Raw genomic sequence first — 24789 nt, 5'->3', positions numbered from 1 at the left:
GCGGAAATTAGTGGTCTTTTCGTTAATTTCACGCCGCGTTACAATAATAAGAAAAATACGCATTCTAAAATAAAAAATGAAGATATTAAAATTTGGCGGTACGTCTGTAGGTAGCCCAGAGCGCATGAAAAAATTGTTGGATATCATTAATCCAGCAGAGGAACAAATCGTAGTATTATCAGCCGTGTCTGGTACTACAAACAGTTTAGTAGAAATTTCTGCCAAGTTATTGAAGGAAGAAAAGCAGGATGCAGCCAAATTAATTAATGCTTTACATCAAAAATACAATGAGTTTGTAATCGAACTTTTGCCAGCTGGTGATTTTAGAGAACAAGGACAAGAAGTAGTTGATTATCATTTCAATTTCTTGACTTCGTTGGCTAATGATATGTTTACCAGCATAGAAGAGAAGGTTGTTTTGGCGCAGGGCGAATTATTATCGACCACATTATATCACATTTATTTAAAATCTATTGGCGTGCCTTCGGTGCTTTTACCAGCATTAGATTTTATGAAAATTGATGAAGATAACGAGCCAGATATTCCATTTACAACCGAACATTTAACTCCATTATTAGTTCAACATAAAGGTAATAACGTATTTATTACTCAAGGATTTATCTGCAGAAATAGTTTTGGAGAAGTAGATAATTTACGCAGAGGCGGAAGTGATTATACGGCTTCATTATTAGGTGCAGCTATTATGGCTGAAGAAGTTCAAATTTGGACAGATATTGACGGCATGCACAATAATGATCCGAGAATTGTAAAAGGTACAAAACCTATTTCTCATTTATCATTTGATGAAGCAGCAGAGTTAGCTTATTTCGGTGCTAAAATTTTGCATCCTCAATCTGTTTTTCCAGCTCAGAAATACAAAATTCCCGTTAGGTTATTAAATACAATGGAACCTAAAGCTTTAGGAACGGTAATTAGTACCGAGAGCGAAAAAGGTAAAATCAAATCTATTGCGGCAAAAGACGGCATTACAGCTATTAAAATACAATCGAGCAGAATGTTGTTGGCATATGGTTTTTTAAGGCGAATTTTCGAAATTTTCGAAAGATATAAAACACCAATTGATATGATTACCACTTCAGAAGTTGCGGTATCGTTAACTATTGATTTTACAGATAATTTAGAAGAAATTATTAAAGAATTAAACTCTTTTGGTTCGGTAGAAATTGATAAAGATCAAACTATTGTGTGTGTTGTAGGTGATTTTGGAGCAGAAAAACATGGTTATGCGGCTAAAGTGTTAGATTCAATTAAACACATTCCAGTACGAATGATTTCTTATGGAGGCAGTGCTTACAATATTTCACTTTTAATTGGTACGCCAAACAAAGTTGAAGCATTAAGAAGTTTGCACGACCGTATTTTTGAGTAAACAATGCTCATTTACACTCTTTTTCTGAGATAGAAATAGAGAAAAATGATAACCAACAAAAGTAATATAGAAAGTCGGATTCTTCGTTCAAACTCCTTTCGACTAATATTTCCATTTTTGTAATCGATATAATTACCGGCATAAAGTATTGCCAAAAAGACCAAGAAGAGTATAAATAGAAATTTCAAGATTATGTTTTCCGATAAAGATATAGCACATTTCTCTAAATTAGAAACTCCATTTTACTATTACGATTTGAATTTGCTCCAAAGCACTTTAAATGCATGTAATAAAGCTGCGAGTGCGTATAAATTTCATGTGCATTATGCGATGAAAGCTAATTTTAATCCGATTGTATTAAAGAAGATTGAAAAAGTTGGTTTTGGTGCAGACTGCGTGAGTGGAAATGAGGTTAAAAAAGCTTTAGAACTAGGTTTTGCTAAAGAAAAAGTTGTTTTTGCTGGCGTTGGTAAATCTGATAAGGAAATTAACGACGCTTTGGATAATGATATTTTTTGCTTTAACGTTGAGTCGGTACAAGAACTTTCTGTAATTAATGAATTGGCGGAAAAGAAAGGGAAAATTGCAAAAATTGCTATCCGAATTAACCCAAATGTTGATGCACATACACATGCAAATATCACCACTGGTTTAGATGAAAATAAATTTGGTGTAAACTCTTGGGATATGCCAGCGTGTGCTGATGTTTTAAATATTTCACCCAACTTACAATTTATCGGTATTCACTTTCACATCGGTTCTCAAATTACTAATTTAGATGTTTATAAAAACCTTTGTGTTCGTGTAAATGAATTTGCTACTTGGTTTGAGGATCATGGATTTAAAGTAACGGTGTTAAATGTTGGTGGTGGTTTAGGTATCGATTATCATAATCCAAATCAACAAATTCCTGATTTTGAATCTTACTTTAAAATTTTTGCTGATTTTCTAGATGTAAAATCGTATCAAGAAGTTCATTTTGAGCTTGGTAGAGCGTTAGTTGGACAAAGTGCTTCGCTAATTAGCAGAGTGCTTTATGTGAAAAATGGTAAGAAAAAGAATTTCATCATATTAGATGCTGGTATGACAGAATTGATGCGCCCAGCATTGTATCAAGCTTATCATCAAATAGAAAATATTAGTAAATCTAAAATCGTAAATCAAAAATCTGAAATTACAAAGTATGATGTGGTTGGGCCAATTTGCGAAAGCACAGATTGCTTTGGTAAGGAAGTTCCATTGGCTGAAACTTTTAGAAATGATTTGATTGCGATTAGAAGTGCTGGCGCATATGGCGAAGTTATGGCCTCTCATTACAATTTAAGAGAAAATGTTCAGACTGTTTCTAGTGAGGATGTAGGTTAATTATAATTTTGTCATTCAGAACGAAGTGAGAATCTCTAAGATTATTTACTAAGAGATTTCTCGCAAGCTCGGAATGACAAAATATCTTATCTATTTTTTCCTCGAGCCTACAAAAACAATTACTCCAGCTAATAGAACTATTCCGCCAACGTATGGTGGCCAGTTTACAGATTTTTCTTTATCCGCAGAAACTTGAATAGGCCCAGCATCGATTACTTTCTCTTTTTGAGTGTACGTAAAGCCTGTCCAAATTAATAATACAATTCCAAGTATAATTAAGATTATGCCAACTGTTTTGCTCATGATATTCAATTTAAGTGATTTGAATAAGGAACAGTTAATAAGGCGTTAAAGTTTGTCTAACCTTTAATATTAATATTCAATCTCAAAAAAATCAGCTAAGCCCCCTAAAAAATATTCTTCAATTCCTTCTGTAAAATCTTTATAATCTTCATCAGGAATGTTAGTTTGAACAAATTCTAAAGAAGTACCTTTTTTATCTTCGTGTAGTTTAATGGTTACTATTGATGGTTCACTATCCTCTCCAAAATACCATTGTTGTACAATTTTTTTATTAGGCTCAAACTCAATGTTTTTTCCTACAATATCTCCATCCCAAAAAGAAAATTCTGTTCCAGCTTCTTCTGTAAATTCTACTTCTGCTCCAGTCCATAATTGAATGCTTTGAGCTTTGGTTAACGCTAAATAAACTTCTTCTGGTGGGGCAGGTAGTGGGAGGTATTTTTTAAATGTCTTCATCAGGATAATTGTGATTTAAGGATTTTCATGATCAGTTTTAAGTAATACTATGGGAGTATTAAGGTATTTGTTATTTGAGTTGTAAACTTTTTTAAATTGGAGACTTGTTGCGCCAAAATTAATTAATAATCCAATAGGAAACTTGTAAGCAACAACATAATTTTTGGCTTGAGCTAAATGAACATTTTCTAAGTTAATTACAGCTTTGAGTTCAACAACAACTTGGTTTTCTATGATGAAATCAGCTCGTCTTTTGCCGACTTCGATGTCATCATAATAAATTGTTTGTTCAACTTCTCTGGCAAAAACCAATCCTGCTTTTTCAAGTTCTATAGCTAAACATCTTTGATAGATTACTTCCTGAAAACCATTGCCCAATTTGTTATGAACTCTCATTGCACAACCATTTACTTTGTAAGTAATATCTTCGATTTCCATTTAAAAGACCTGAATTTTGAATGATAATTTTATACTTCTAGCTTGAATTTTGATCTTCAAGATCCTAAAAATCAATCTAATCCTGATCCCTACTTAAATGCGTTGAGGCCAGTCACATCCATTCCAGTTATTAATAAATGTACATCATGAGTTCCTTCATAAGTTACTACAGATTCTAAATTCATCATGTGGCGCATAATCGAGTATTCTCCAGTTATGCCCATTCCACCTAACATTTGACGAGCGTTACGAGCAATATCTAAAGCAATTTCAACACTGTTTCGTTTTGCCATTGAGATTTGCTCGGAGTTTGCTCTATTTTCACTCTTTAAAACTCCTAAACGCCATACTAACAACTGACCTTTGGTAATTTCAGTAATCATTTCGGCTAATTTCTTTTGTTGTAATTGAAATCCGCCAATTGGTTTTCCAAACTGAATACGTTCTTTAGAATAACGTAAAGCAGTATCATAGCAATCCATTGCAGCACCTAAAGCACCCCACGCAATGCCATAACGAGCTTGGTTCAAACAACCCAATGGTCCCTTTAACCCTTTAATATCTGGAAAAATATTTTCCTTTGGAACTTTTACATTATCAAAAACTAATTCGCCAGTGGCGGATGCTCTTAAACTCCATTTGCCATGCGTTTCTGGAGTGCTAAAACCTTCCATTCCACGCTCTACCACCATTCCGCGAATTTTCCCTTCTTCATCTTTTGCCCAAACTACTGCAATATCTGCAAAAGGAGCATTCGAAATCCACATTTTAGCGCCATTTAAAAGGTAATGATCTCCTTTATCTTTTATGTTGGTTACCATCCCGCCGGGATTTGAACCATGATCTGGTTCTGTTAAACCAAAACAGCCCATTAATTCGCCTGTGGCCAATTTTGGTAAATACTTTTTACGTTGTTCTTCAGTTCCATACGCATAAATAGGGTACATTACTAAAGAACCTTGAACTGATGCCGTTGAGCGAATTCCAGAATCGCCACGCTCAATTTCTTGCATAATAATACCGTATGCAGTATAATCTAAACCTGCACCACCATATTCAACAGGAATTGTAGGTCCAAAAGCACCAATTTCTCCCAAGCCTTTAATTAAATGTTTAGGAAACTCAGCTCTTTGTGCATAATCTTCAATTATAGGGCTTACTTCTTTTTTAACCCAATCTCTTACAGTTGAGCGAATTAAAAGGTGTTCTTCTGATAAAAGTTCGTCTAATTGATAATAATCTGGTGCTTCGTAAAGATCTTTCTTGGCTGATTTATTCATGTTTTATAACTATTTGGTTTATGCTTTTCGGTACAACCAAAGGTAATAATTTACTATAATGACTAGTTAAAACCGTTAAAAAAATTAATTTTGCTACATATTATTGCTTTAAATTAGTTAAACCTAATGTTTGTACAAACCGTCGCCTTAAAAGAAGTTAAATTTTATGCATTTCACGGATTTTATCCTGAAGAACAGCTCACTGGAAGTCATTTTTCTATAGATGTTGAGGTAACTTTTATACCATCTGGTGATACTGAAGATTTGAAACATACGGTTAATTACGAAGTGATCAACTCAATTCTCATATCAGCTATGCAAAACACTCAGAAATTGCTGGAAACAGTTGTTAAAAATATAATAGATGAGTTGATAAAAATTTATCCGTTTATTGCAACTGCTGTTGTTGGAATTAAAAAATTACATCCGCCAATGCCAGGTGAAATTGGCCATTCTTTTGTGCAATTGACTTATACCTCTTCAAAATAAAATGGAATACACTAAAATAAACAGCGCTATTTTAGCAGAAATTGAAAATGCTATTGGTGCAGCAAATGTTTTTATTGATGATGAATCGTTAGCAAATTATGCTCATGATGAAACGGAAGATTTAAAGTATTTTCCAGAAGTTGTGGTTAAGCCAAATGATACAGCGAGTGTTTCAGCTTTGCTAAAAATATGTAATCAATACCATGTTCCAGTTACACCACGTGGCGGAGGAACTGGTTTAAGCGGTGCTGCATTGCCAATTTTTGGTGGTGTTTTACTATCCATGGAGAAGTTTAAAGCCATTATTGATATTGATACTGAAAACTTGCAAGCTACTGTAGAACCTGGTGTAATTACTGAGGAATTTATGAACGCAGTAGCTGAAAAAGGATTACTTTACCCAGTAGATCCAAGTAGCAAAGGTTCGTGTTTTATTGGTGGTAACGTGGCGCATGGTTCTGGTGGGCCGAGAGTGGTTAAATACGGTACAATTCGAGAATATATTCTCAATTTAGAAATTGTTTTAGCGAACGGAGATGTAATTTGGACAGGAGCAAATACCTTGAAATATGCCTCTGGTTATAATTTAACACAGTTGATGATTGGTTCTGAAGGGACTTTGGCTGTTGTTACTAAAATTGTAACAAAGTTGATTCCTGCAGTTAGTCAAACTGTTTTGATGTTAGGTTCTTTCGCTACGAATGAACAAGCTTGTGCGGCAGTTTCAGCTATTTTTAGAGCTGGAATTACTCCATCAGCTTTAGAATTTATGGAAAGAAAAGGAGTGGAGTGGGTGATTAAATTCGATGATATCAAGTTTGATTTAAAAGACGATGTTAATGCCTTTTTGATGATTGAATTTGATGGTGATGATTTGGATACCATATTTAAAGATTGTGAAAAGGTAAATATGGTACTTGAAGAATTTGGTTGTACCGAAGTGCTTTTTGCTGATACTGCACAACAAAAAGAAGATTTATGGCGAATGCGGAGAACTATGGCCGAATCTGTAAAATCAAACTCCGTTTATAAAGAAGAAGATACGGTAGTTCCGAGAGCTGCATTGCCAAAATTAATAAACGGAATTAAAGAAATTGGGGCTAAATATGGTTTCGAAAGTGTTTGTTATGGTCATGCGGGCGATGGAAATTTACACATCAATATTATTAAAGGTAGCATGAGCGATGACGATTGGAATAATAAATTAAAAGATGGAATTGTGGAGATTTTCGAATTAACCACTGTTTTAGGCGGAACAATATCGGGCGAACATGGTATTGGTTTAGTTCAAAGAGATTATATGCCCATAAAATACAGCGAAATTCATTTGAATTTAATGCGCAACATTAAAAAGGTTTTTGATCCAAATGGTATTTTAAATCCTGGTAAGATAACCCCAAACCTGTAAAGATCATGTCAGTCTGAGCCTGTCGAAGACTAAACTCTAAAAGACTTCCTTCGACAGGCTCAGGATGACATCTTTTAAACGAGTTGCTCAAACTCCATCATTTTATTTCTTTCTTTATCAGGAATTGCGGCTGGTTTTTTCGAGATGTAATCAAAAGCTACACAAACAGTTTTTCCTTTGCTACAGATTATTTCTTTTCCATTAACTGCTTTTACGATCAAATATTCAAGATCAAAACTCGTAGTTCCAATTCGCGAAGTGCGCACATACATGGTTATTTTATCGCCTAAAAAAAGAGGAGCGATATAATCTATTGATGCTTGTCCAATTACCACTCCAGTTGCATGCCAATCCCAATTTATAGCGTGATTCCAGTATTTCGTTCTAGCAATTTCCATGTAAGTAAAGTAAACAGCATTATTTACGTGTCCCATCATATCTAAATCTGCAAAACGCATTTCGATAGCGGTTTTATACTTAAAACTGTCTATATGACCAAGTGTAACTGACTTTTTGTCTGTTTGTTTTTCTTTTTTACGCCAAAATGTCTTAAAAAACATAAATTTTTCGGTTGGAATGAGGTTTGAAGATGAACAATTATAATTTAAAAAATAAAATAACGGAGGATTTAAAATGACTTTAGTAAAATTTAATAACAAAACGAGAAACACAGCACCTTATTTTAACAATGTTTTCGATTCTTTGTTTAGTGATGCACTAAATAAAAATCACGGCGTAAATAAAGTGCCTAATGTAAACATTTATGAAGGTGCTAATGAATACAAAATTGAGGTAGCAGCACCTGGCTTAAATAAGGAAGATTTTAAAATTGATCTTAAAAAGGATAATCTTTCTGTTTGGGTAGAGAAAAAAGTAGAAAACACGGATACAGAGAAAGATTATACTCGCAAAGAATTTGAATATACTTCATTTGCAAGATCATTTGTATTGCCAGAAGGAATTGACGCTGATAAAATTAGTGCAGAATATACGAATGGGATTTTATACATCACCATTGGTAAAAAAGACGAAGCTAAAGAGGCACACAAAGAAATTGTAGTTTCATAATACAATAGTTTGATTTTGAGTTTAAGGTTAGAAGGAGCACATCTGCGGATGAGGCTCCTTTTTTTGTTCACTAGTTCATTGGCTCATTCGTTCATTGGGTTAGGCGCTTAGCCAATTGAACTATTGAACCAATGATACAAATGAACTATTGAACCATTAATACTACTGAACTAATGATTTTTGTTATTTTTGCAGCATGGAAAGAGAAATCCTTGATACCAAGCGTAAAGCCTTAAAAATAAACCTAAACGAACAGATTTATGGAACATTTGCAGAAATAGGTGCGGGGCAAGAAGTGGCTCGTAACTTTTTTACGGCAGGCGCAGCTTCTGGCACTGTTGCTAAAACCATGTCGGCTTATGATATGACTTTTAGCGATGCTATTTATGGCGCAGAAGCATCTGGTAGGTATGTGAGTCAGAATAGACTTTTGAGAATGCTCGACCATGAATTTGGTTTGCTAAACGAACGTTTGTTAGGCGAGAAATATGATAATCGTACTTTTTTCGCATTTGCGGATACCGTTACTACATTAAATTTTAAACGCACAAATGAACCACATGGTTGGGTAGGCATTCGTTTTCAAAATGAACCAGGAGGATTAGCAAATGAAATATTTTTCCACGTTCGTTTATTAGATACCGATGTAAATATGCAGCAACGTGTATTGGGTATTATTGGCGTAAACTTGGTTTATGCAGCTTTTTATCATCATGATGAACCTAAAGTGATGATAGAATCATTAGCTGATAATTTAACTGTTGGATCGGTAGAAATTGATTTAATTTCGGTAAAAGGACCAGCTTTTGGAGAAGTAAACAACACACTTTTAAATCTTTATTTAATTATGAAAGATTTTTCTGCAGCCGCTATTTTCGATGCAGATGGTCATCCTCGTCAAGCAAAAGATTTATTGTATAAAAAGGATATTATGATTTTGCGCACCAAATATGGTCAGAAATCAAATCCAAACTTTAATTTATTTAATAAAGCGACTGAACAATTTACACGCACAAATAACGTAGAATCTGGAAATTTGAGTGTAATGATTGAGGTTTTGCTAACCAATGTGTTAACGAATGAACAAGAAACGCCAGATGATATTGACTTAGAAACTGTAGCTAAAAGAGCAGAAGCCATGTGTAAAACAGGTAATTTGGTTATTGTTTCTAATTTTACCAGACACAATAGGTTAGCCAAATATTTAGGTCGTTGCAAACCAAAAAGCGTTGGAATTTCAACCAACATCAATAACCTTAAATTCGTATTCAACTCTAAAAATTTCGGAGAAAACTATTCAAGTCAATTGCTATCTTATGTGAGTGATATGTTTACGCAAAACGTAAAACTATTTGCTTATCCTTTTATGGATAAAAAGACAAATACAGTTATTTCTACAGAAAATATGCCCGTAACTGATGATGCAAAACCCTTATTTGAATTTTTGCTGATCAATGGATATATAACTGATATTAAGGATTATAGCGAAGAAGACGTTAAAACTGCTTAATGGAAAAGCAAGAAAAAAGCTCGTTACATCCTAGAAATAAACATCGTTCGAGGTATGATTTTAAAGCGTTAATTCATTCATGTGCAGAACTTGCAGAGTTTGTTGCTGTAAATAAATATGGAGATGAATCAATAGATTTTGCCAACCCAAAAGCGGTTAAAACCTTAAATAAAGCATTACTAAAACATTTTTATCAAATAGAATTTTGGGATATCCCAGAAGGATATCTTTGTCCGCCAATACCAGGCAGAGCCGATTATATTCACTATGCATCAAATTTATTGGCGTCGTGCAACAATCAAAATATCCCAACTGGTAAAAAGATTAAGGTTTTAGATGTTGGTGTGGGCGCTAATTGTGTTTATCCAATCATTGGACATCAAGAATATGGATGGAATTTTGTAGGTTCTGAAATTGATGAAATTGCCATTCGCTCTGCAAAAAATATCATTGATATTAATCCACCCTTAAAAAAATCAATAGAAATTAGATTACAAGCTTCTAAAAGTGAGATCTTTAAAAACATCATTCATAAAGAAGAACGATTCGACTTAACTATTTGTAATCCTCCTTTTCATGCATCGGCGGAAGAAGCAAATGCGGGCTCACAACGGAAAAATAGAAATTTAGGCAATAAGGATTACGCTAAACCTGTTCTTAATTTCGGTGGGCAAAATAGTGAATTATGGACAAAAGGTGGTGAAGTTGCTTTTGTTGGGAAGATGATTGAGGAAAGTAAAATCTATAAAAATCAATGTTTTTGGTTTACAAGTTTAGTTTCTAAAAGTGAAAATTTAGCATCGATTTATGCGATGTTAAAAAGAGCTGATGTTTCAGAAATTAGAACGAGTGAAATGTCTACAGGTAATAAAATTACTAGAATTGTAGCATGGACTTTCTTAGATGAAGACCAACAAAAAGAGTGGGCTAAGGGCTGGTAATTAACCATTGTCATCCAGAATGAAATGAAAGATCTCATTGAATGGTTGTTAATAGATTCTTCGCTGCGCTCTGAATGACAAACGGTTTTTTTATCTTGCAATATGAAATTCAATCGCCTTATTATTTTTCTTTTTGCGCTACCCTTATTTTCTCAGGCACAAATATCGGGTAATCCTATATTTCCAGGTTGGTATGCAGATCCGGAAGCTCAGATTTTCGATAAAACGTATTGGATTTATCCAACATATTCGGCTAAATATAAAGAACAGGTTTTTATGGATGCTTTTTCGTCAAAAGATTTAATTACTTGGACAAAGCACGAAAAAATTATAGATACATCCGCCATTAAATGGGCAAATAAAGCGATGTGGGCACCATCAATTACCAAAAAAGATGGAAAGTATTATTTGTTTTTTGGAGCAAATGATATTCAAAATGATAACGAAATTGGAGGGATTGGCGTAGCAGTAGCTGATAAGCCAGAAGGACCTTACAAAGATCATTTGGGAAAACCATTAGTCGATAAATTTTATAATAAAGCACAACCGATTGATCAATTTGTATTTAAAGATAAGGACAATCAATATTATTTAATTTATGGAGGTTGGTCACATTGCAATATTGCTAAATTGAATAACGATTTTACTGGATTTATTCCTTATTCTGATGGTACTACATTTAAAGAAATTACTCCAGAAGGTTATGTAGAAGGTTCTTTTATGTTCATCAGAAATGGAAAATATTATTTTATGTGGAGTGAAGGTGGTTGGACTGGGCCAGATTATTCTGTTGCTTATGCCATGGCTGATTCTCCGTTAGGTCCATTTAAACGCATTGGAAAAATTTTAAAACAAGACCCTGAGGTTGCAACTGGAGCTGGTCATCACTCTGTAATACACGATGCAAAAGATTTATGGTATATAGTTTACCATCGTAGGCCAATAGGCGAAAAAGATGGTAATCATCGTGTAACCTGCATAGATGAAATGTCTTTTGATAAAGATGGATTGATTAATCCTGTTAAGATTACAAAAGAGGGAGTGAAGAAAAATAAACTGTAGTTTTATATCTTATTATTTCCGTTTAAATAAATGTCTTGTATGCGAATTTCCATTAATTTTTCTGGAGAAGAAACTTGTTTAAACCCGAACTGAGAATACAATCCATGTGCATCTAATGTGGCCAAACAGTAAGTTCTTAAACCTTGTAAATCTGGATGAAACATCATCAACGACATTAGCTTTTTAGATAAGCCTAATCCTCTAAATTCTTCTTCAATATACACGTCGCATAAATAAGCAAAAGTAGCTTTATCTGTTACCCAACGAGCAAAACCAGCTTGCTTACTATCTTTATAAACTCCAAAACATAAAGAGTTAGCAATAGATTTTTGAACTAGTTCTATGGGAATGCCTTTTGCCCAATAAGATTGTGTGCTTAAATAATGATGAACTCCAGTTACATCGACTAAATTGCTGTCATCAGAAAATATGAAACCGTTTTCTTTAATTTCCATTATTAATGTTTATTGGTTCATTAGCTCATTTGTCAAATAGTTTATACATCCAAACCAATGAGCTAATGAACCATCACTATTGAACTAATTTAGTTCCTCATATTAATAAACTGCAACGGCTGACCGAAATCTTCACCTCTACATAATGAAATTACTTTTTGTAAATCATCAATGTTTTTGCTTTGTACACGAACTTGGTCATCCATCATCGAAGCTTGAACTTTTAGCTTGCTATCTTTAATTTTAGCAACAATTTTCTTCGCAGCTTCTTTATCAATTCCTTCTTTAATTTTTAGTTCTTTTCTAATCATATTGCCAGATGCAGCAATATCTTTCCCAAAATCCAAACTATTTGCATCTAAACCTTGTTTCATCATACGAGAGATAATCGAATCGGTGATAGCTTTCAAACGCATATCATCTTCGGTTACAATAGTTATGATATTCGTTTTTTTATCCAATTCTACTGTACTGTTCGAACCATTAAAATCATAACGGTTTAAAATCTCTTTTTTAGCATTGTTAATCGCATTGTCTAATGTTTGCGCATCTACTTTGCTTACGATATCGAAAGTGGGCATAATTTTAGCTTTAGTTGATAAAAAATAATAGATTTAATAAATAAACTTAACCCTACAAAAAACGCGAAAAAATATATGAAAACCAATAAAACTACACCTCAGAAAAAAATAACAAAGAAAGCTGTTAAAAAACAGCTTGAACAAACTTTAACCGAAAGGTTTTTAGAAGCGGTAAAAGGTTTGGGTCATAATGCAGAAATAATTGCCGAAGATATTGCTAAAGCAAGTAAAATAGCCGCTAAAAAACTGTCTAAGAAGTTTAAAGAAGTGAAACAATCAGTTGGACAGAAAATTGAAGACGCTACAAAAGCTAAAAAACCAGTTGTCAAAAAAGTAAAATTGGCTAAAAAAGATGCGTCTAAACTGGTAAAAAAAGTAGATAAATCAGTTACTAAAGTGGTTAAAAAAGCAGTTGCTAAAGCTAAACCTGTTGCAACAAGTGTTAAAGTGGCTACAATTGCAACAGAAAAAAAGGCAGCGGCAGCTATAAAAGCACCAGTTAAAAAGGTTGCAACAAAGGTGAGTGATACTAAAAAAGCTGTTGTAAAAGCTGTAGCTAATAATCCAGTAAAAAAGGTGGCGACTAAGGCTATTCCAACTAAAAAAAATACATCGAGTACAAAGTAAATTTAGGTGTCAAATTAGCTAATAATTAACACTAACTTAACACTAAAAGTTGCAGATTTGGAAATCTCTCGATTACTCGGGAGATTTTTTTGATTTTTATACATGGCTAAAAAGAAGCTACCATTTTTAAATAGAGAAATAAGTTGGCTATATTTTAATGAACGAGTTTTGCAAGAGGCTGCAGATGAAACTGTTCCGTTAATTGAGCGTATTAAATTTCTTTCTATTTTCTCATCAAATCTCGAAGAATTTTATCGAGTTAGAGTAGCTACATTAAGTCGTTTAGTTAATCTAAATGATAAAGCAAAAGCTTTGTTGGGCTTTAATCCGAAAAAAGTACTCAACGAAATCAAGAATATTGTTGTAAAACATGAACGCAAATTCGAGAATATTTTTCAAGCAACTTTAATTAACGAACTAGCTCAAAATCGGATATTTATTTTAAACGATACTCAACTCAATGTATCTAGGGGAGAGTTTGTAAGAAACCATTTTAGGGATAAAATTTTATCGAATTTGGTTCCAATTATGATTGATTTGGACGATCCTTTTCCAGAGTTAAAAGATCGTTATTTATACTTTTTTGTTCGATTAACTAAAAAAGGAGCAAAAAAAAGCGAAAAATTTGCTTTAATAGAATTGCCCGATAATTTACCTCGATTTTTAGTTTTACCAGAAACCAATGGACTGAAGTTTATCATTTTGGCTGAAGATATTATTAAATACTGCTTAGATGATATTTTTTATGTGTTTAGTTACAATGAAATTGAAGCATTTTCTATTCAATTAACAAGAGATGCCGAACTCGATATTGATAAAAATATTAGTGATAAATTTATTGAAGAATTAAAAACTAGCCTCGATAAGCGTAAAAAAGGTAAACCAATGCGATTATTATACGATACGCAAATGCCTTTTGAAATGTTGAGCGTTCTGGTTACTAAATTGAAAATTGAAGCTGAGGGATTAATTCCTGGTAATCGTTATCATCGTTTTGGTGATTTTATTGCTTTTCCAAATGTTGGTTCAAAAGATTTAGAATATGCAATAAATGAACCCCTTAAGGTTGATGGTTTACATAGAACGGAAAGTATTTTTAACAAACTTGCCAATAGAGATTACCTCATTAACTTACCTTATCAGTCATACGATTACATTATTTTATTTCTTCGCGAAGCAGCGATAGATCCAAAAGTAACCGAAATTAACATTACACTTTATCGCCTTGCAGAAAATTCTAAAGTAATTAATGCACTGATTAATGCGGCCAAAAACGGTAAAAAAGTGAATTGTGTTGTCGAATTAAAAGCAAGGTTTGACGAAAAAGCCAATATTTTTTGGACAAATAGATTAATGGAAGAAGGGGTGAATGTTAATTATGGCTTAACAGATTACAAAGTACACTCTAAAATTTGTCTCGTAAAACGGATGGAAAGAGGAAGAGCCGTTTATTATGCAAATCTGGCAACTGGTAATTTTAATGAAAAAACCGCTCGAATTTATTGTGATCATAGCATTTTCACTTCAAAAAAAGAGATTACATCAGATTTACTTAAACTATTTAACGCGTTAAATAAACGTACAATAGCTAAAGATTTTAAACATTTAATTGTTTCGCCATTAGATTCTAGAAACAAAATTTATGGTTTAATTAATAGAGAAATCAAATTTGCTAAAGCTGGAAAACCTGCCTACATGATTTTAAAAGTGAATAGCTTGGCTGATGAAGGAATTGTACAAAAGCTGTACGATGCCAGCAATGCAGGCGTTCAAATTAAGCTAATTGTACGCGGAATTTGTTGTTTGGTGCCAGGTATTGTCGGTTTTAGCGAAAACATTACCATTATTAGTATTATCGATAAATTTTTAGAACATGCCCGAGTTTTCATTTTTGGGAACAATGGCAAAGAAGAAATGTTTCTCTCATCAGCCGATTTAATGAGCCGTAATTTTGAACATAGAGTAGAAGTGGGGTTTCCGGTTTTGGATGAAGGAGTGAAGCAGGAAATTAGAGATATTATCGAGTTTCAGTTGCAGGACAACGTTAAAGCAAGAGATATCAATCGACTAAATAATAATAAATACCACAAAAATCGTTTAACAACAAAAATTAGAGCTCAAGTACAAACATATAACTACCTTAAAAATAAACATCAATAACGCTCATGATAAGATACGCTGCTATAGATATAGGCTCTAATGCCGTTAGATTGCTAATTGCTGATATTACTTTGAACGATAACGGTTATGGTTTTAAAAAAAACACATTGGTTCGTGTGCCCTTGCGCTTAGGCGATGATGCTTTTTTAGATCATAAAATATCACCAAAAAAGACCGAAGATTTGGTGAAAACCATGAGTGCTTTTAAAAATTTGATGGATGTTTATCATGTTTCGAAATACTTGGCATGCGCAACATCTGCTATGCGTGAAGCAGAAAATGGTAGAGATATTATAAAAAAAATAAAGGCTTTAACCGATATAGATTTAGAAATTATTGAAGGTCAGCGTGAGGCTAACATTATTTATTCAAATCATATTGAACAAGATTTAGATTCGAAAAAGAGCTACTTGTATATTGATGTGGGTGGTGGTAGTACTGAACTTTCAGTTTTTGTAAATAAACAGCCAATAGCTTCTAAATCATTTAATATTGGTACTATTCGTATTTTAGATAATCAAGATAAGGATGAAACCTGGGAGGAAATGAAAGTTTGGGTTAAAGAACATACCAAAGAATTGAAAAATTTGGCAGGTATTGGTACTGGTGGAAACATCAATAAATTGTTCCGCATGTCTGGAGAAAAAGAAGATATGCCACTTACTTTCTTGAAACTAAAAACATTATACAACGAACTTAATTCATATTCTTTAAAAGAGCGTATTACGTTAATGAAGCTCAATCAGGATAGGGCAGATGTAATTATTCCAGCTTGTGAAATTTATCTTACCTTAATGAAATGGACTGGAATTAAGCAAATTTATGTGCCTAAAGTGGGTATGGTTGATGGTATTATTAATTTATTGATTGAGGAAAATTTAGAGATTTAGTCTTTAGTTTCCATCATTCTAAAAGTTAAGTTTATCCTTGCCTTATTAGTTGATTTTGTTGGTGGTAAACGGTGTAGCCAGTTTGTTTGCGTTGCATCTTTCATCACCAATAAACTACCATTTTCTAAAACTAGAGAAATCCTTTCTTTGGTTGATTTATGTTTAAACGAAAATTTCCGTTCAGCACCGAAACTTAAGGAAGCGATCGCCCCATTTTTCTTCAAATCTTTTTCACCATCACTATGCCACGCCATTCCTTCATCACCATTGTGGTATAAATTAAGGAGACAAGAATTGTATTTTTCACCAGATTTTTCTTCAACTAATGTTTTTAATGCTACTAATTCTTTGGTCCAAATTAAGGCTTGTTTAGTGATATTTGAGTAGGTGTATTCAAAATTATTATCACCGTACCACGCTACTTTTCTTTTGGTTAAAATGTGTTTTCCGAAAATTATGGCTTCATCCTGTTTCCATTCTATGGTTTCCAGCAAATTATCACAATATTGATTTGCCAGTGAATTTGACATAATCTTACCATAATAATTTACAGTTCCATCTTGTGGTAAAAGGTTTATAGTTTGATCTAAATCCGTGCTAAATAAATCCATTTTCCTTTTAGTTAAATAGCATTTGCAATTTGAGCAGCTTCCCAACCCAATAACATACTTTTCCGCACTTGCCCCCAATGGTATTGTCCAAAATTTCCCGAAGACTGGATAACTCGATGGCAAGGAATTAAAAAAGCAATCGGATTATCTCCAATAGCAGAACCAACTGCTCTGGATGCATTTGGATTACCAATCGCTTTTGCAATGGTTCCGTAAGTCGTAAAATTTCCTTTCGGGATTTTTAAAAGCGTTTCCCAAACTTTTAATTGAAATGCTGTTCCTTTTAAGTGCAATTTTACTTCGGCTGCTTCATTCCAATTTTGATTAAAAATAGGCAAAGCAGCTTCTTGTATGTTATCTTTGTGTCTGTTGAATTTAGCTTGAGAAAATTGTTGTTTAAGCTCGTCAAAAGCATTATTTTCATCATCGGCAAATGTCATATAACAAATTCCTTTAGATGTTGAAGCGACTAATAAATTGCCAAAAGGAGTGGGGAAGTACTCGTAATTAATCGCTAAATCTGCTCCACCGTTTTTAAATTCTCCAGGTGTCATTCCTTCAATATTTACAAATAAATCGTGTAAGCGACCTGTGCCAGATAAACCAGTTTCAAAAGCAACATCAAATAAAGTCAGCTGCTGATCTCTTAAGATGTTTTTTGCGTAAGATAAACTCAAATATTGCAGAAACTTTTTAGGGCTAACTCCAGCCCATTCAGTAAATAGCCGTTGAAAATGAAAAGGGCTTAGATTTACTTTTTTCGCTACTTCGTCTAAATCGGGCTGTGTTTTAAAATTTTCTTGCAAATAGCTAATTGCTTCTGCAATGCGATAATAATTTAACTGCTCTTGTGTACTCATTTTAATTCTTTTGATACATCAAAGGTAGTTGACTATACAACCTAATGAAACCCGAAAGTTGCTCTTTTATAAGTCAAGAAAGCCTGTTGCTTTATCATCTACAAACCAATCTAAATTACCATCTAAAGGTTTAATCAGCTGTGCTGGATAAACAAAATAGTCTTTTTGCTCATCGCCAATCACATGTTTTAAAGCATTTGCTTTGTTCTCACCAAAGGTGATGAAGGCAATATTTTTAGCCTTGTTAATTAATGGAGCAGTTAAACTAATGCGATAAGTATCTAATTTTTCTACCCAAACAGATTCAACTGTCTGATGAATACTTTTTACTAACTCAGTCTCAGGGAAAATAGAAGCGGTATGCGCATCGTCTCCCATACCTAAAAGGATGAGGTCAAATACAATTTCTTCACCATTAAAATGCTTGTCTAAAGCTGCTTTGTACGCTTTAGCAGAATCTGCAGGAGGTAAAGTGGTATCGAAATAGAAAATATGATCTTCAGGAGTTTGTAGGTTATTAAACAAAGTTTCCTTGGCCATTAATCCATTGTAATCTTTATGGTCTGGCAAAACATATCTTTCATCTCCAAAAAAGAAATAAACTTTAGTCCAATCTATTTTATCCTTAAACGTAGTTGATATTTCTTTATACAATTCTTTGGGAGAATTTCCGCCAGTTAAAACAAAATCAAAACGACCTTTTGTTGCTATAGATTGATTAGCAATTTCGATTACGTATTTAATTAAGTTTTCGTTAAGTTCTGGTATAGATTTAAAGATGTGTAAGTTCATTTTCTAGTCTTATCGTCATTGCGAGGTACGACGCAATCTTTATTGTATGATAGATTGCTTCGTGCCTCGCAATGACGTGATGTTTATTTATTCTTTATCCTTTAATGGCAATGTAAACCAATGGAAACCATCTCTTGCAATTAGCGCTTCAGCTTCTTCTGGTCCCCAACTATCTGCAGGATAATTAGGGAAATTTAACGATTTCTTACTTTCCCAAGTATTAATAATCGGCATTACCAATTCCCAAGCTGCTTCAACTTGATCGCCACGCATAAATAAAGTCTGATCGCCATTCATCGCATCTAAAAGTAACGTTTCATAAGCTTCAGGAGTATCAGTATCGTAAGTTCCTTTATAGTCAAATACCATGTCTACAGGATTTAAAACCATTTTTACACCCGGTCTTTTTGCCTGAACCTGCAAACGAATACTCATTTCTGGTTGAATGCTGATAATTAGGCGATTTTGTTGCCAAGTTTCAGTTGCTCTTGAAGAAAAAATATGATGAGGAACATCTTTAAACTGAATAGTAATAATTGATGAGGTTTGATTTAACCTTTTTCCTGTGCGTAGGTAAAAAGGAATACCTTGCCAACGCCAGTTATCGATAAAAAATTTAACTGCCGCAAAACTTTCTGTATTTGAATGAGGGTCTACGCCATTTTCATGTCTATAACCTGGAACTTCTTTTCCTTCAACCCATCCTTTACTATATTGCCCACGAACTGCGTTAGTACTAATTTCTTCTGGTTTAAAAGGACGCATCGCTCTTAAAACTTCTACTTTCCTATCTCTAATTTCGTTTGCATCGAAACTAATAGGCGCTTCCATGCCTACTAAACACAATAATTGCAATAAGTGATTCTGAATCATATCTCTTAACGCACCTGCACCTTCGTAATATCCACCACGTTCGCCAACACCAAGTTGTTCAGTAACTGAAATTTGAATATGTTCAATATAATTTCTATTCCATAAAGGCTCAAATAATGAATTTGCAAAACGGAAAGCCATCATGTTTTGAACAGTTTCTTTACCTAAATAATGATCTATACGGTAAATTTGTTTTTCTGTAAAAATCTTACTCAACAACAAGTTTAACTCTTTTGCAGTTTCTAAATCATGACCAAATGGTTTTTCGATTACAATACGGCTATTATCCTCATTTTCAGTTAATTTGTATTTGCATAAACACTCTGCAATTAACGGGAAGAAATTAGGAGCTACCGCCAGATAGAATATTACTTGAGTTTCCGGACCAAACTCTTTTTGATATTTCTCAATATCAGTTTTTAAACCTTCAAACGTTTCTGGAACGGTAACATCAGTAGAGCTATAATGAACGTTAGTTCCAAATTCTTTCCAAGAGTCATCTTTTACTTTTCCATTTCTAGAGAATTCATTTACATTTTCTAAAATAACTTGTTGATATTTTTCATCTGTAAATTTTGTTCTACCAGTTCCAATAATTGAAAATTTTTCTGGCATATAACCTTCTGTAAACAAGTTATATAAAGCAGGAGCTAATTTTCTTTTGTTTAAATCTCCTGTGCCACCAAAAATTACAAATATGGTTGGGTTAAGCTTGCTTTTTTTCTTCATTTTAATAGGGATTATGAATTCTTTTGATTCCAATTTGCGTGGAAAATTCCTTCGCAATCAATTCTTTCAAAAGTATGTGCACCAAAGAAATCTCTTTGAGCTTGTGTTAAATTAGATGGCATTCTGCCAGTTTTCAACGTATCGAAATAGGTTAGGGCAGCAGCAAAACAAGGAATGGCCAAGCCAGCATTAATTGCTGATGAAACTACGTTTCTTGTTCCTTTTAAGCTTTGTTTAATTTTTTGTTGGATGCCTGAGTCAGCAAATAAATGTTCTAAATCAGGTTTCTTTTGATAAGCTTGGTAAATATCTTCTAAAAATTCTGCTCTGATGATACAGCCACCACGCCAAATTTTAGCAATTTCGGCCATATTTAAACCATACTCATAATCAATGGATGCTTTCCATAACAGGTGCATTCCTTGTGCATAAGCATTTGCCATTGCAAAATAAAACGCTTCTTCTAAATCATCAATAAAATTTGCGCTTACCTTCATCTTTTCGGCATCGCCAAATGCTTCATCTAGCTCTACTCTTAATTTTTTAAGTTTAGAAAGGTTTCTGGTCGAAACAGCAGTATCAATAATTGGAATAGGCATTTCTATATCCATTGCTACTTGAGAAGTCCATTTTCCAGTGCCTTTAGATTTTGCTTCATCTTTAATCACATCTACCAAGAATCCGCCAGTTTTATCGTCTTTTACTAAGAAAACATCTTTTGTAATTTCCATTAAAAATGATTTCAATCTACCATTGTTCCATTTTTCAAAAACCTGTTGAATTTGGTTATTATCATAACCTAAGCCATTTTTAAGTATTTCATAAGCCTCGGCTAGTAATTGCATAATTGCGTATTCAATACCGTTATGCGTCATTTTAACAAAGTGACCAGAAGCACCAGCGCCAATATAAGTTACACATGGATCGCCATTAACTTTTGCAGAAACAGCTTCTAACATTTCCTTAACATGAGCATAGGCCTGTTTATCTCCTCCAGGCATCATACTTGGTCCAAATCTTGCACCTTCTTCACCACCAGAAATTCCCATACCGAAGAAGTGAATTCCTTTATCCTTTAATTCTAAATATCTTCTGCTAGTATCTGTAAAATGCGAATTTCCACTATCAATAATAATATCACCTTTGGTTAATAATGGTTGAAGTTCTGAGATTACGCTGTCAACAATAGGACCAGCTGGTACTAAAAGTATAATTGTGCGTGGAGTTTGTAAACTTTGTACGAAATCTTCAATATCAGAAAACCCTTTTAGGTTGTGAGCTTTGCCTTCTTCTTCAAAAAATTGAAGCATTTTTTCGCTCTTGTCATAGCCAGTAACAGCAAATCCATTATCGGCCATATTTAATAGCAAATTACGACCCATAGTTCCTAAACCAACCATTCCGAAGGCAAATTGTGCTTTTTTATCGTTATTCATTTTATGATTTATTTATACTTTCTAAAATTAGTTTACTCTGTTCAAAACTCTTGTGTACATGTGCATTAAAACCCATTTGTTTAGCTATTGCTACGTGAATAGCTCTATCATCAAAATATAAGCAGTTTTGAGGTTCTTCTTGTGCAATGCCTAATGCCAATTTAAAAATAGATGGATCGGGTTTAGAAAAACCTACTTCACATGAAGAAATGAACGCATCGAAACACTCATGTAATCCAAATTTCTTAATACGATAATCGTTAAATTCTTTTCCTTCGTTATTTATGGAGAAAATTTTAATGTTGTTTTTCTTTTTCCACTCAATTAACCAAGGTAAGAAATGAGGTAATTGTTCAGATTTTGAAAACATAAACTGCTTAAATTCTTCTTTAGAAAAAGGGCAGTCGATATTAAAAATAACAGAATCTAAATATTGATCTAAACTTAGTTTCCCATTTTCGAATAAAGGAAAAGCTACAGCATGATCTTTTTGAAATTGAATAGGTTCTAATCCAAATTTCTCAACAGCTTGCATTCTAGCGGTATGATTCCATCCATCACTTAACAATACACCGCCAATATCTAAGAAAAGTAACTTAATAGTTGCCATTATTTTCTCTGCGGATAAGTAGTGTGAACGTGATATTTTTCTTTGGCAAGCCATAATTTAGCTCCGCCTTTAATACCATCTTTATTAGAAACTAGTTTGATGTTTTTATCTAAAGTGAAATTAATTTCATTAGAATTTCCTCCTCCGATATACAATTTATCATAATTGAAAACAGTTTTATAAATCTCTATTAGATATTGTAATCGCTTGTTCCATTGTTTTTTACCAACTTTATGGAAACCTCTATCGCCAATAAAATCATCATAGTCATCTGTTTTATTAACTGGTAGATGAGATAATTCTAAGTGAGGAAGTAATTCTCCATCAAATAAAAGTGAAGTACCAAAGCCTGTGCCTAGCGTAAATACAATTTCGAAACCTTTACCGCTCACAATGCCCAAACCTTGTTGGTCTGCATCATTTATTAAGCGTACAGGTTTACCAAATAGATTACTTACTTGCTGAGCAAGATCTACATTTGCCCACTTATTTTCGGCCAAATTAGGTGCAGTTTGTACAATTCCGCATTTAACATAACCTGGAAATCCTATAGAAATTTTCTCGAAAGATTTAAAATCGGTAGTCAGTTCTTTAATTGCTTTTAAAACAGCTTCTGGAGTTGATTTTTTAGGAGTTGGTGTTTTTTTGAAATCAGTTAATAATTTCCCCTTTGGGTTTAATAAACACGCTTTAATATTTGTACCGCCTATGTCTATAGATAAAATATCACCCTGTGGAACCTTAGTTTGTAATGGCATATGCTGTATAAATTTGATAAAATTAGTTGCGTATCATTAATGTAACAAAAGTACAATCATTAACTAGTTTAGCAGTAATATTTATGTAATAACTTGGCGGCTAATTATTAACAAAACTATAATAATGTTGATTAAAATAGTAGAACTTTAGGCTTTTTATTTAGCATAGAACCAATTAATTCATCAGTTTCTATGTTTTTAAAATATAAACTGCCTGATGCTTTCATTTGCTTTTTGATACAGTAGTAATGATGCAAACAATTAATCCAGTTAAGTGCAGAAATTTTGTCTTTCCATAATTGAGGATATAAAAAAACAGTATCTGCTTCTAGTCGTATCAAGTTTTTACTTTCCCATTCTTTAATATTGGAAATAATTTGAGCGGTTTGTTGTGCTAAATTACTTTTTGAAACAACTTTTTTATTTGCATAAATCATTAGTGTAAAGATAATATGTGCGGGCAAATAATTTGTATGAAAACAAAAAATGCTATCAGCCTTGCGACTAATAGCATTTAATTGTGCGGAGAGTGGGGGATTCGAACCCGCGGACCCTTTGACAAGTCAACAGTTTTCAAGACTGCCGCAATCGACCACTCTGCCAACTCTCCGCCGCAAAAGTACAAATCCTCTTTAAATCTGCAAACTATGAATAGCTTTTTTTTGAAGAAAGTGGCTAAACGCTTATAACAGAGCTATAAAAAATTAAGATTTCTCTAATTTTTCCTCTACTGGAAGTGATTTTTTGAAGATGTTAAAGTTCGGACGAATGATTTTGACACTTCTTTTTGATAAATCTACACTGGCATTGAGTTCAAAACCCACTAATAAAATCAATGAATTTAGGTACAACCAAATCATAATTACAATTAAAGTACCAATAGAACCATAAATTTTATTGTAAGAACCAAAATGATTGATGTAGAACGAAAACCCCCAAATGGTTAAAAAAGCAAGTATAGTTGCAAACCAAGAACCAGCACTAAAGAATTTCCATTTTTTAGCATGAGCTGGACCATATCTGTACAAAATAGAAACTGTAATGAAGTACAAAACGCCTAACAATGTCCACTGCGTAAACTGAATAGCAAAAAGCGTAATGCCACCTTTATAGTGTAGTTCTTTTTGCAAATAGTTTAATAAAAGCTCGCCCATTGCCATCGCAACAATACAAACAATTACAGATAAGGCGATAATTACTGTTAAAATTATAGCAACTATTCTTTGTTTTAGCCAAGTTCTGGTTTCTACAATAAGTGATGATTTATTAAAAGCAACCATCAATTTATGAACGCCATTTGTCGCGAAAAATAGTGATAACACAAAACCAACAGAAAGTAAACTACCATTTTGGATATTCACAATTTCATTAATAGTTGTTTCAAATGCTAAATAGGCATTATTTGGCAATACCAGAGCCAATAAAGACATCAAGGTATCTTGAAAGCCGACGCTTTTTGGTATGTACGGAATTAGGGTGAACAAGAAAATGATGGCAGGAAAAATAGCCAACATGAAATTGTAAGATAATGATGATGCTTTGTTAACTAGTGCTTCTTTTCCTATTTCCTTAAAGAAAAAAGTTGCAACTGTATAAAGTGGTAAGGGGCTAAAACCTGGTAATACACAAACTTTTGTCCATTCTATAAAGAGTGAATAGATTTTGAGTTTTAATAATTGATTGTGTATCCAATTCAT

Annotated in this window: 27 protein-coding genes and 1 tRNA gene; 11 read left to right on the top strand and 17 right to left on the bottom strand. The window is 33.3% G+C overall.

The features are described from left to right. The first annotated feature begins 76 nt into the window (after positions 1-76). Both GM921_RS06300 and lysA read left to right on the top strand, forming a co-directional pair. On the top strand, positions 77-1390 hold the full coding sequence (locus tag GM921_RS06300; RefSeq protein WP_182921745.1) for an aspartate kinase: 1314 nt from the start codon (positions 77-79) through the stop codon (positions 1388-1390). A 192-nt stretch (positions 1391-1582) separates the two neighbouring features. Continuing rightward, on the top strand, positions 1583-2755 hold the full coding sequence (lysA, locus tag GM921_RS06295; RefSeq protein WP_182921744.1) for a diaminopimelate decarboxylase: 1173 nt from the start codon (positions 1583-1585) through the stop codon (positions 2753-2755). 90 nt (positions 2756-2845) lie between these two features. On the opposite strand, the gene GM921_RS06290 is transcribed toward lysA, so the two are convergent. The 4 genes from GM921_RS06290 to GM921_RS06275 all read right to left on the bottom strand — a co-directional run bounded on the left by GM921_RS06290 (position 2846) and on the right by GM921_RS06275 (position 5232). Continuing rightward, positions 2846-3058 (bottom strand): hypothetical protein, encoded by a 213-nt coding sequence (locus tag GM921_RS06290; protein WP_182921743.1) that lies wholly within the window; start codon positions 3056-3058, stop codon positions 2846-2848. Positions 3059-3127: 69 nt separating this feature from the next. Beyond that, positions 3128-3514: an SRPBCC domain-containing protein gene (locus GM921_RS06285; protein WP_182921742.1), complete on the bottom strand. Its 387-nt coding sequence runs from the start codon at positions 3512-3514 to the stop codon at positions 3128-3130. Between the two features lie 15 nt (positions 3515-3529). Further along, positions 3530-3952 (bottom strand): GxxExxY protein, encoded by a 423-nt coding sequence (locus GM921_RS06280; protein WP_182921741.1) that lies wholly within the window; start codon positions 3950-3952, stop codon positions 3530-3532. Positions 3953-4041: 89 nt separating this feature from the next. Continuing rightward, a complete protein-coding gene (locus tag GM921_RS06275; protein WP_182921740.1) occupies positions 4042-5232 on the bottom strand; it encodes an acyl-CoA dehydrogenase family protein in 1191 nt (396 codons plus the stop codon). Positions 5233-5358: 126 nt separating this feature from the next. Here GM921_RS06275 and GM921_RS06270 point away from each other — a divergent pair, with 126 nt between their 5' ends. After that, positions 5359-5721: a dihydroneopterin aldolase gene (locus tag GM921_RS06270; protein WP_182921739.1), complete on the top strand. Its 363-nt coding sequence runs from the start codon at positions 5359-5361 to the stop codon at positions 5719-5721. A 1-nt stretch (position 5722) separates the two neighbouring features. Further along, positions 5723-7129, top strand: a complete 1407-nt coding sequence (locus GM921_RS06265) for an FAD-binding oxidoreductase (RefSeq protein ID WP_182921738.1) — start codon at positions 5723-5725, stop codon at positions 7127-7129. Between the two features lie 74 nt (positions 7130-7203). Here GM921_RS06265 and GM921_RS06260 read toward each other — a convergent pair whose 3' ends face one another. Beyond that, positions 7204-7689, bottom strand: a complete 486-nt coding sequence (locus GM921_RS06260) for an acyl-CoA thioesterase (protein WP_182921737.1) — start codon at positions 7687-7689, stop codon at positions 7204-7206. Between the two features lie 73 nt (positions 7690-7762). Between GM921_RS06260 and GM921_RS06255 the strand changes: the two genes are divergently transcribed. The 4 genes from GM921_RS06255 to GM921_RS06240 all read left to right on the top strand — a co-directional run bounded on the left by GM921_RS06255 (position 7763) and on the right by GM921_RS06240 (position 11710). Next, on the top strand, positions 7763-8197 hold the full coding sequence (locus GM921_RS06255) for an Hsp20/alpha crystallin family protein (RefSeq protein ID WP_182921736.1): 435 nt from the start codon (positions 7763-7765) through the stop codon (positions 8195-8197). Positions 8198-8393: 196 nt separating this feature from the next. Beyond that, entirely contained in the window at positions 8394-9707 is a 1314-nt protein-coding gene (locus GM921_RS06250) for a nicotinamide mononucleotide adenylyltransferase (protein ID WP_182921735.1), read from the top strand. After that, positions 9707-10648 (top strand): 23S rRNA (adenine(1618)-N(6))-methyltransferase RlmF, encoded by a 942-nt coding sequence (rlmF, locus tag GM921_RS06245; protein ID WP_182921734.1) that lies wholly within the window; start codon positions 9707-9709, stop codon positions 10646-10648. Before GM921_RS06250 ends, rlmF begins: the two co-directional genes overlap by 1 nt. 102 nt (positions 10649-10750) lie before the next feature. Next, positions 10751-11710: a glycoside hydrolase family 43 protein gene (locus GM921_RS06240; RefSeq protein ID WP_182921733.1), complete on the top strand. Its 960-nt coding sequence runs from the start codon at positions 10751-10753 to the stop codon at positions 11708-11710. A 2-nt stretch (positions 11711-11712) separates the two neighbouring features. On the opposite strand, the gene GM921_RS06235 is transcribed toward GM921_RS06240, so the two are convergent. Together GM921_RS06235 and GM921_RS06230 are read right to left on the bottom strand one after the other, a co-directional pair. Further along, positions 11713-12165 (bottom strand): GNAT family N-acetyltransferase, encoded by a 453-nt coding sequence (locus GM921_RS06235; RefSeq protein ID WP_182921732.1) that lies wholly within the window; start codon positions 12163-12165, stop codon positions 11713-11715. An 89-nt stretch (positions 12166-12254) separates the two neighbouring features. Continuing rightward, on the bottom strand, positions 12255-12746 hold the full coding sequence (locus GM921_RS06230; RefSeq protein ID WP_182921731.1) for a YajQ family cyclic di-GMP-binding protein: 492 nt from the start codon (positions 12744-12746) through the stop codon (positions 12255-12257). A 75-nt stretch (positions 12747-12821) separates the two neighbouring features. On the opposite strand from GM921_RS06230, the gene GM921_RS06225 reads away from it, so the two are divergent. From GM921_RS06225 to GM921_RS06215, 3 genes are all read left to right on the top strand, one after another. Next, positions 12822-13373, top strand: a complete 552-nt coding sequence (locus tag GM921_RS06225; RefSeq protein ID WP_182921730.1) for a hypothetical protein — start codon at positions 12822-12824, stop codon at positions 13371-13373. A 102-nt stretch (positions 13374-13475) separates the two neighbouring features. Then, complete coding sequence (gene ppk1 / locus GM921_RS06220) at positions 13476-15533, top strand: polyphosphate kinase 1 (RefSeq protein WP_182921729.1); 2058 nt, start codon at positions 13476-13478, stop codon at positions 15531-15533. Between the two features lie 5 nt (positions 15534-15538). Continuing rightward, positions 15539-16423, top strand: coding sequence for a Ppx/GppA phosphatase family protein (locus GM921_RS06215; protein WP_182921728.1), 885 nt, complete (start codon positions 15539-15541; stop codon positions 16421-16423). Here GM921_RS06215 and GM921_RS06210 read toward each other — a convergent pair. From GM921_RS06210 to GM921_RS06165, 10 genes are all read right to left on the bottom strand, one after another. After that, positions 16420-17034, bottom strand: a complete 615-nt coding sequence (locus GM921_RS06210; protein ID WP_182921727.1) for an alpha-ketoglutarate-dependent dioxygenase AlkB family protein — start codon at positions 17032-17034, stop codon at positions 16420-16422. The two genes, GM921_RS06215 and GM921_RS06210, sit on opposite strands and share 4 nt — an antisense overlap. An 11-nt stretch (positions 17035-17045) precedes the next feature. Further along, positions 17046-17894 (bottom strand): bifunctional helix-turn-helix domain-containing protein/methylated-DNA--[protein]-cysteine S-methyltransferase, encoded by an 849-nt coding sequence (locus GM921_RS06205; protein ID WP_182921726.1) that lies wholly within the window; start codon positions 17892-17894, stop codon positions 17046-17048. 66 nt (positions 17895-17960) lie between these two features. Next, positions 17961-18686 carry a 6-phosphogluconolactonase gene (pgl, locus tag GM921_RS06200; RefSeq protein WP_182921725.1) on the bottom strand — a complete coding sequence of 242 codons (726 nt, stop codon included), beginning with the start codon at positions 18684-18686 and terminating at the stop codon, positions 17961-17963. An 87-nt stretch (positions 18687-18773) separates the two neighbouring features. Further along, positions 18774-20288 carry a glucose-6-phosphate dehydrogenase gene (gene zwf, locus GM921_RS06195; RefSeq protein ID WP_182921724.1) on the bottom strand — a complete coding sequence of 505 codons (1515 nt, stop codon included), beginning with the start codon at positions 20286-20288 and terminating at the stop codon, positions 18774-18776. An 11-nt stretch (positions 20289-20299) separates the two neighbouring features. After that, positions 20300-21724, bottom strand: a complete 1425-nt coding sequence (gene gndA, locus GM921_RS06190) for an NADP-dependent phosphogluconate dehydrogenase (protein WP_182921723.1) — start codon at positions 21722-21724, stop codon at positions 20300-20302. A 1-nt stretch (position 21725) separates the two neighbouring features. Further along, positions 21726-22334, bottom strand: coding sequence for an HAD family hydrolase (locus GM921_RS06185; protein WP_182921722.1), 609 nt, complete (start codon positions 22332-22334; stop codon positions 21726-21728). Further along, positions 22334-23092, bottom strand: a complete 759-nt coding sequence (locus tag GM921_RS06180; RefSeq protein WP_182921721.1) for an ROK family protein — start codon at positions 23090-23092, stop codon at positions 22334-22336. Before GM921_RS06180 ends, GM921_RS06185 begins: the two co-directional genes overlap by 1 nt. Positions 23093-23223: 131 nt before the next feature. After that, positions 23224-23529, bottom strand: coding sequence for a hypothetical protein (locus GM921_RS06175; protein ID WP_182921720.1), 306 nt, complete (start codon positions 23527-23529; stop codon positions 23224-23226). 86 nt (positions 23530-23615) lie between these two features. Then, positions 23616-23702, bottom strand: a tRNA-Ser gene (locus GM921_RS06170). A gap of 94 nt (positions 23703-23796) precedes the next feature. Further along, a complete protein-coding gene (locus tag GM921_RS06165; protein WP_182921719.1) occupies positions 23797-24789 on the bottom strand; it encodes a YihY/virulence factor BrkB family protein in 993 nt (330 codons plus the stop codon).

Source organism: Pedobacter planticolens (genome assembly GCF_014172375.1).
Taxonomy (GTDB): Bacteria; Bacteroidota; Bacteroidia; order Sphingobacteriales; family Sphingobacteriaceae; genus Pedobacter; species Pedobacter planticolens.
Note: the sequence above shows the minus strand (reverse complement) of the source record. Positions and strands in the feature narration are given on the sequence as shown.

Bases quoted from the DNA above. Each gene is read 5' to 3' on its own strand.
- GM921_RS06240 (WP_182921733.1), top strand. From the start codon at position 10,751: ATGAAATTCAATCGCCTTATTATTTTTCTTTTTGCGCTACCCTTATTT.
- GM921_RS06225 (WP_182921730.1), top strand. From the start codon at position 12,822: ATGAAAACCAATAAAACTACACCTCAGAAAAAAATAACAAAGAAAGCT.
- GM921_RS06230 (WP_182921731.1), bottom strand. From the start codon at position 12,746: ATGCCCACTTTCGATATCGTAAGCAAAGTAGATGCGCAAACATTAGAC.
- zwf (WP_182921724.1), bottom strand. From the start codon at position 20,288: ATGAAGAAAAAAAGCAAGCTTAACCCAACCATATTTGTAATTTTTGGT.
- GM921_RS06285 (WP_182921742.1), bottom strand. From the start codon at position 3,514: ATGAAGACATTTAAAAAATACCTCCCACTACCTGCCCCACCAGAAGAA.
- lysA (WP_182921744.1), top strand. From the start codon at position 1,583: ATGTTTTCCGATAAAGATATAGCACATTTCTCTAAATTAGAAACTCCA.
- GM921_RS06255 (WP_182921736.1), top strand. From the start codon at position 7,763: ATGACTTTAGTAAAATTTAATAACAAAACGAGAAACACAGCACCTTAT.
- GM921_RS06175 (WP_182921720.1), bottom strand. From the start codon at position 23,529: ATGATTTATGCAAATAAAAAAGTTGTTTCAAAAAGTAATTTAGCACAA.
- gndA (WP_182921723.1), bottom strand. From the start codon at position 21,724: ATGAATAACGATAAAAAAGCACAATTTGCCTTCGGAATGGTTGGTTTA.
- GM921_RS06185 (WP_182921722.1), bottom strand. From the start codon at position 22,334: ATGGCAACTATTAAGTTACTTTTCTTAGATATTGGCGGTGTATTGTTA.
- GM921_RS06290 (WP_182921743.1), bottom strand. From the start codon at position 3,058: ATGAGCAAAACAGTTGGCATAATCTTAATTATACTTGGAATTGTATTA.
- GM921_RS06180 (WP_182921721.1), bottom strand. From the start codon at position 23,092: ATGCCATTACAAACTAAGGTTCCACAGGGTGATATTTTATCTATAGAC.
- GM921_RS06275 (WP_182921740.1), bottom strand. From the start codon at position 5,232: ATGAATAAATCAGCCAAGAAAGATCTTTACGAAGCACCAGATTATTAT.
- pgl (WP_182921725.1), bottom strand. From the start codon at position 18,686: ATGAACTTACACATCTTTAAATCTATACCAGAACTTAACGAAAACTTA.
- GM921_RS06205 (WP_182921726.1), bottom strand. From the start codon at position 17,894: ATGAGTACACAAGAGCAGTTAAATTATTATCGCATTGCAGAAGCAATT.
- GM921_RS06210 (WP_182921727.1), bottom strand. From the start codon at position 17,034: ATGGATTTATTTAGCACGGATTTAGATCAAACTATAAACCTTTTACCA.
- GM921_RS06235 (WP_182921732.1), bottom strand. From the start codon at position 12,165: ATGGAAATTAAAGAAAACGGTTTCATATTTTCTGATGACAGCAATTTA.
- GM921_RS06280 (WP_182921741.1), bottom strand. From the start codon at position 3,952: ATGGAAATCGAAGATATTACTTACAAAGTAAATGGTTGTGCAATGAGA.
- GM921_RS06300 (WP_182921745.1), top strand. From the start codon at position 77: ATGAAGATATTAAAATTTGGCGGTACGTCTGTAGGTAGCCCAGAGCGC.
- GM921_RS06270 (WP_182921739.1), top strand. From the start codon at position 5,359: ATGTTTGTACAAACCGTCGCCTTAAAAGAAGTTAAATTTTATGCATTT.
- GM921_RS06250 (WP_182921735.1), top strand. From the start codon at position 8,394: ATGGAAAGAGAAATCCTTGATACCAAGCGTAAAGCCTTAAAAATAAAC.
- ppk1 (WP_182921729.1), top strand. From the start codon at position 13,476: ATGGCTAAAAAGAAGCTACCATTTTTAAATAGAGAAATAAGTTGGCTA.
- rlmF (WP_182921734.1), top strand. From the start codon at position 9,707: ATGGAAAAGCAAGAAAAAAGCTCGTTACATCCTAGAAATAAACATCGT.
- GM921_RS06215 (WP_182921728.1), top strand. From the start codon at position 15,539: ATGATAAGATACGCTGCTATAGATATAGGCTCTAATGCCGTTAGATTG.
- GM921_RS06260 (WP_182921737.1), bottom strand. From the start codon at position 7,689: ATGTTTTTTAAGACATTTTGGCGTAAAAAAGAAAAACAAACAGACAAA.
- GM921_RS06265 (WP_182921738.1), top strand. From the start codon at position 5,723: ATGGAATACACTAAAATAAACAGCGCTATTTTAGCAGAAATTGAAAAT.
- GM921_RS06165 (WP_182921719.1), bottom strand. From the start codon at position 24,789: ATGAATTGGATACACAATCAATTATTAAAACTCAAAATCTATTCACTC.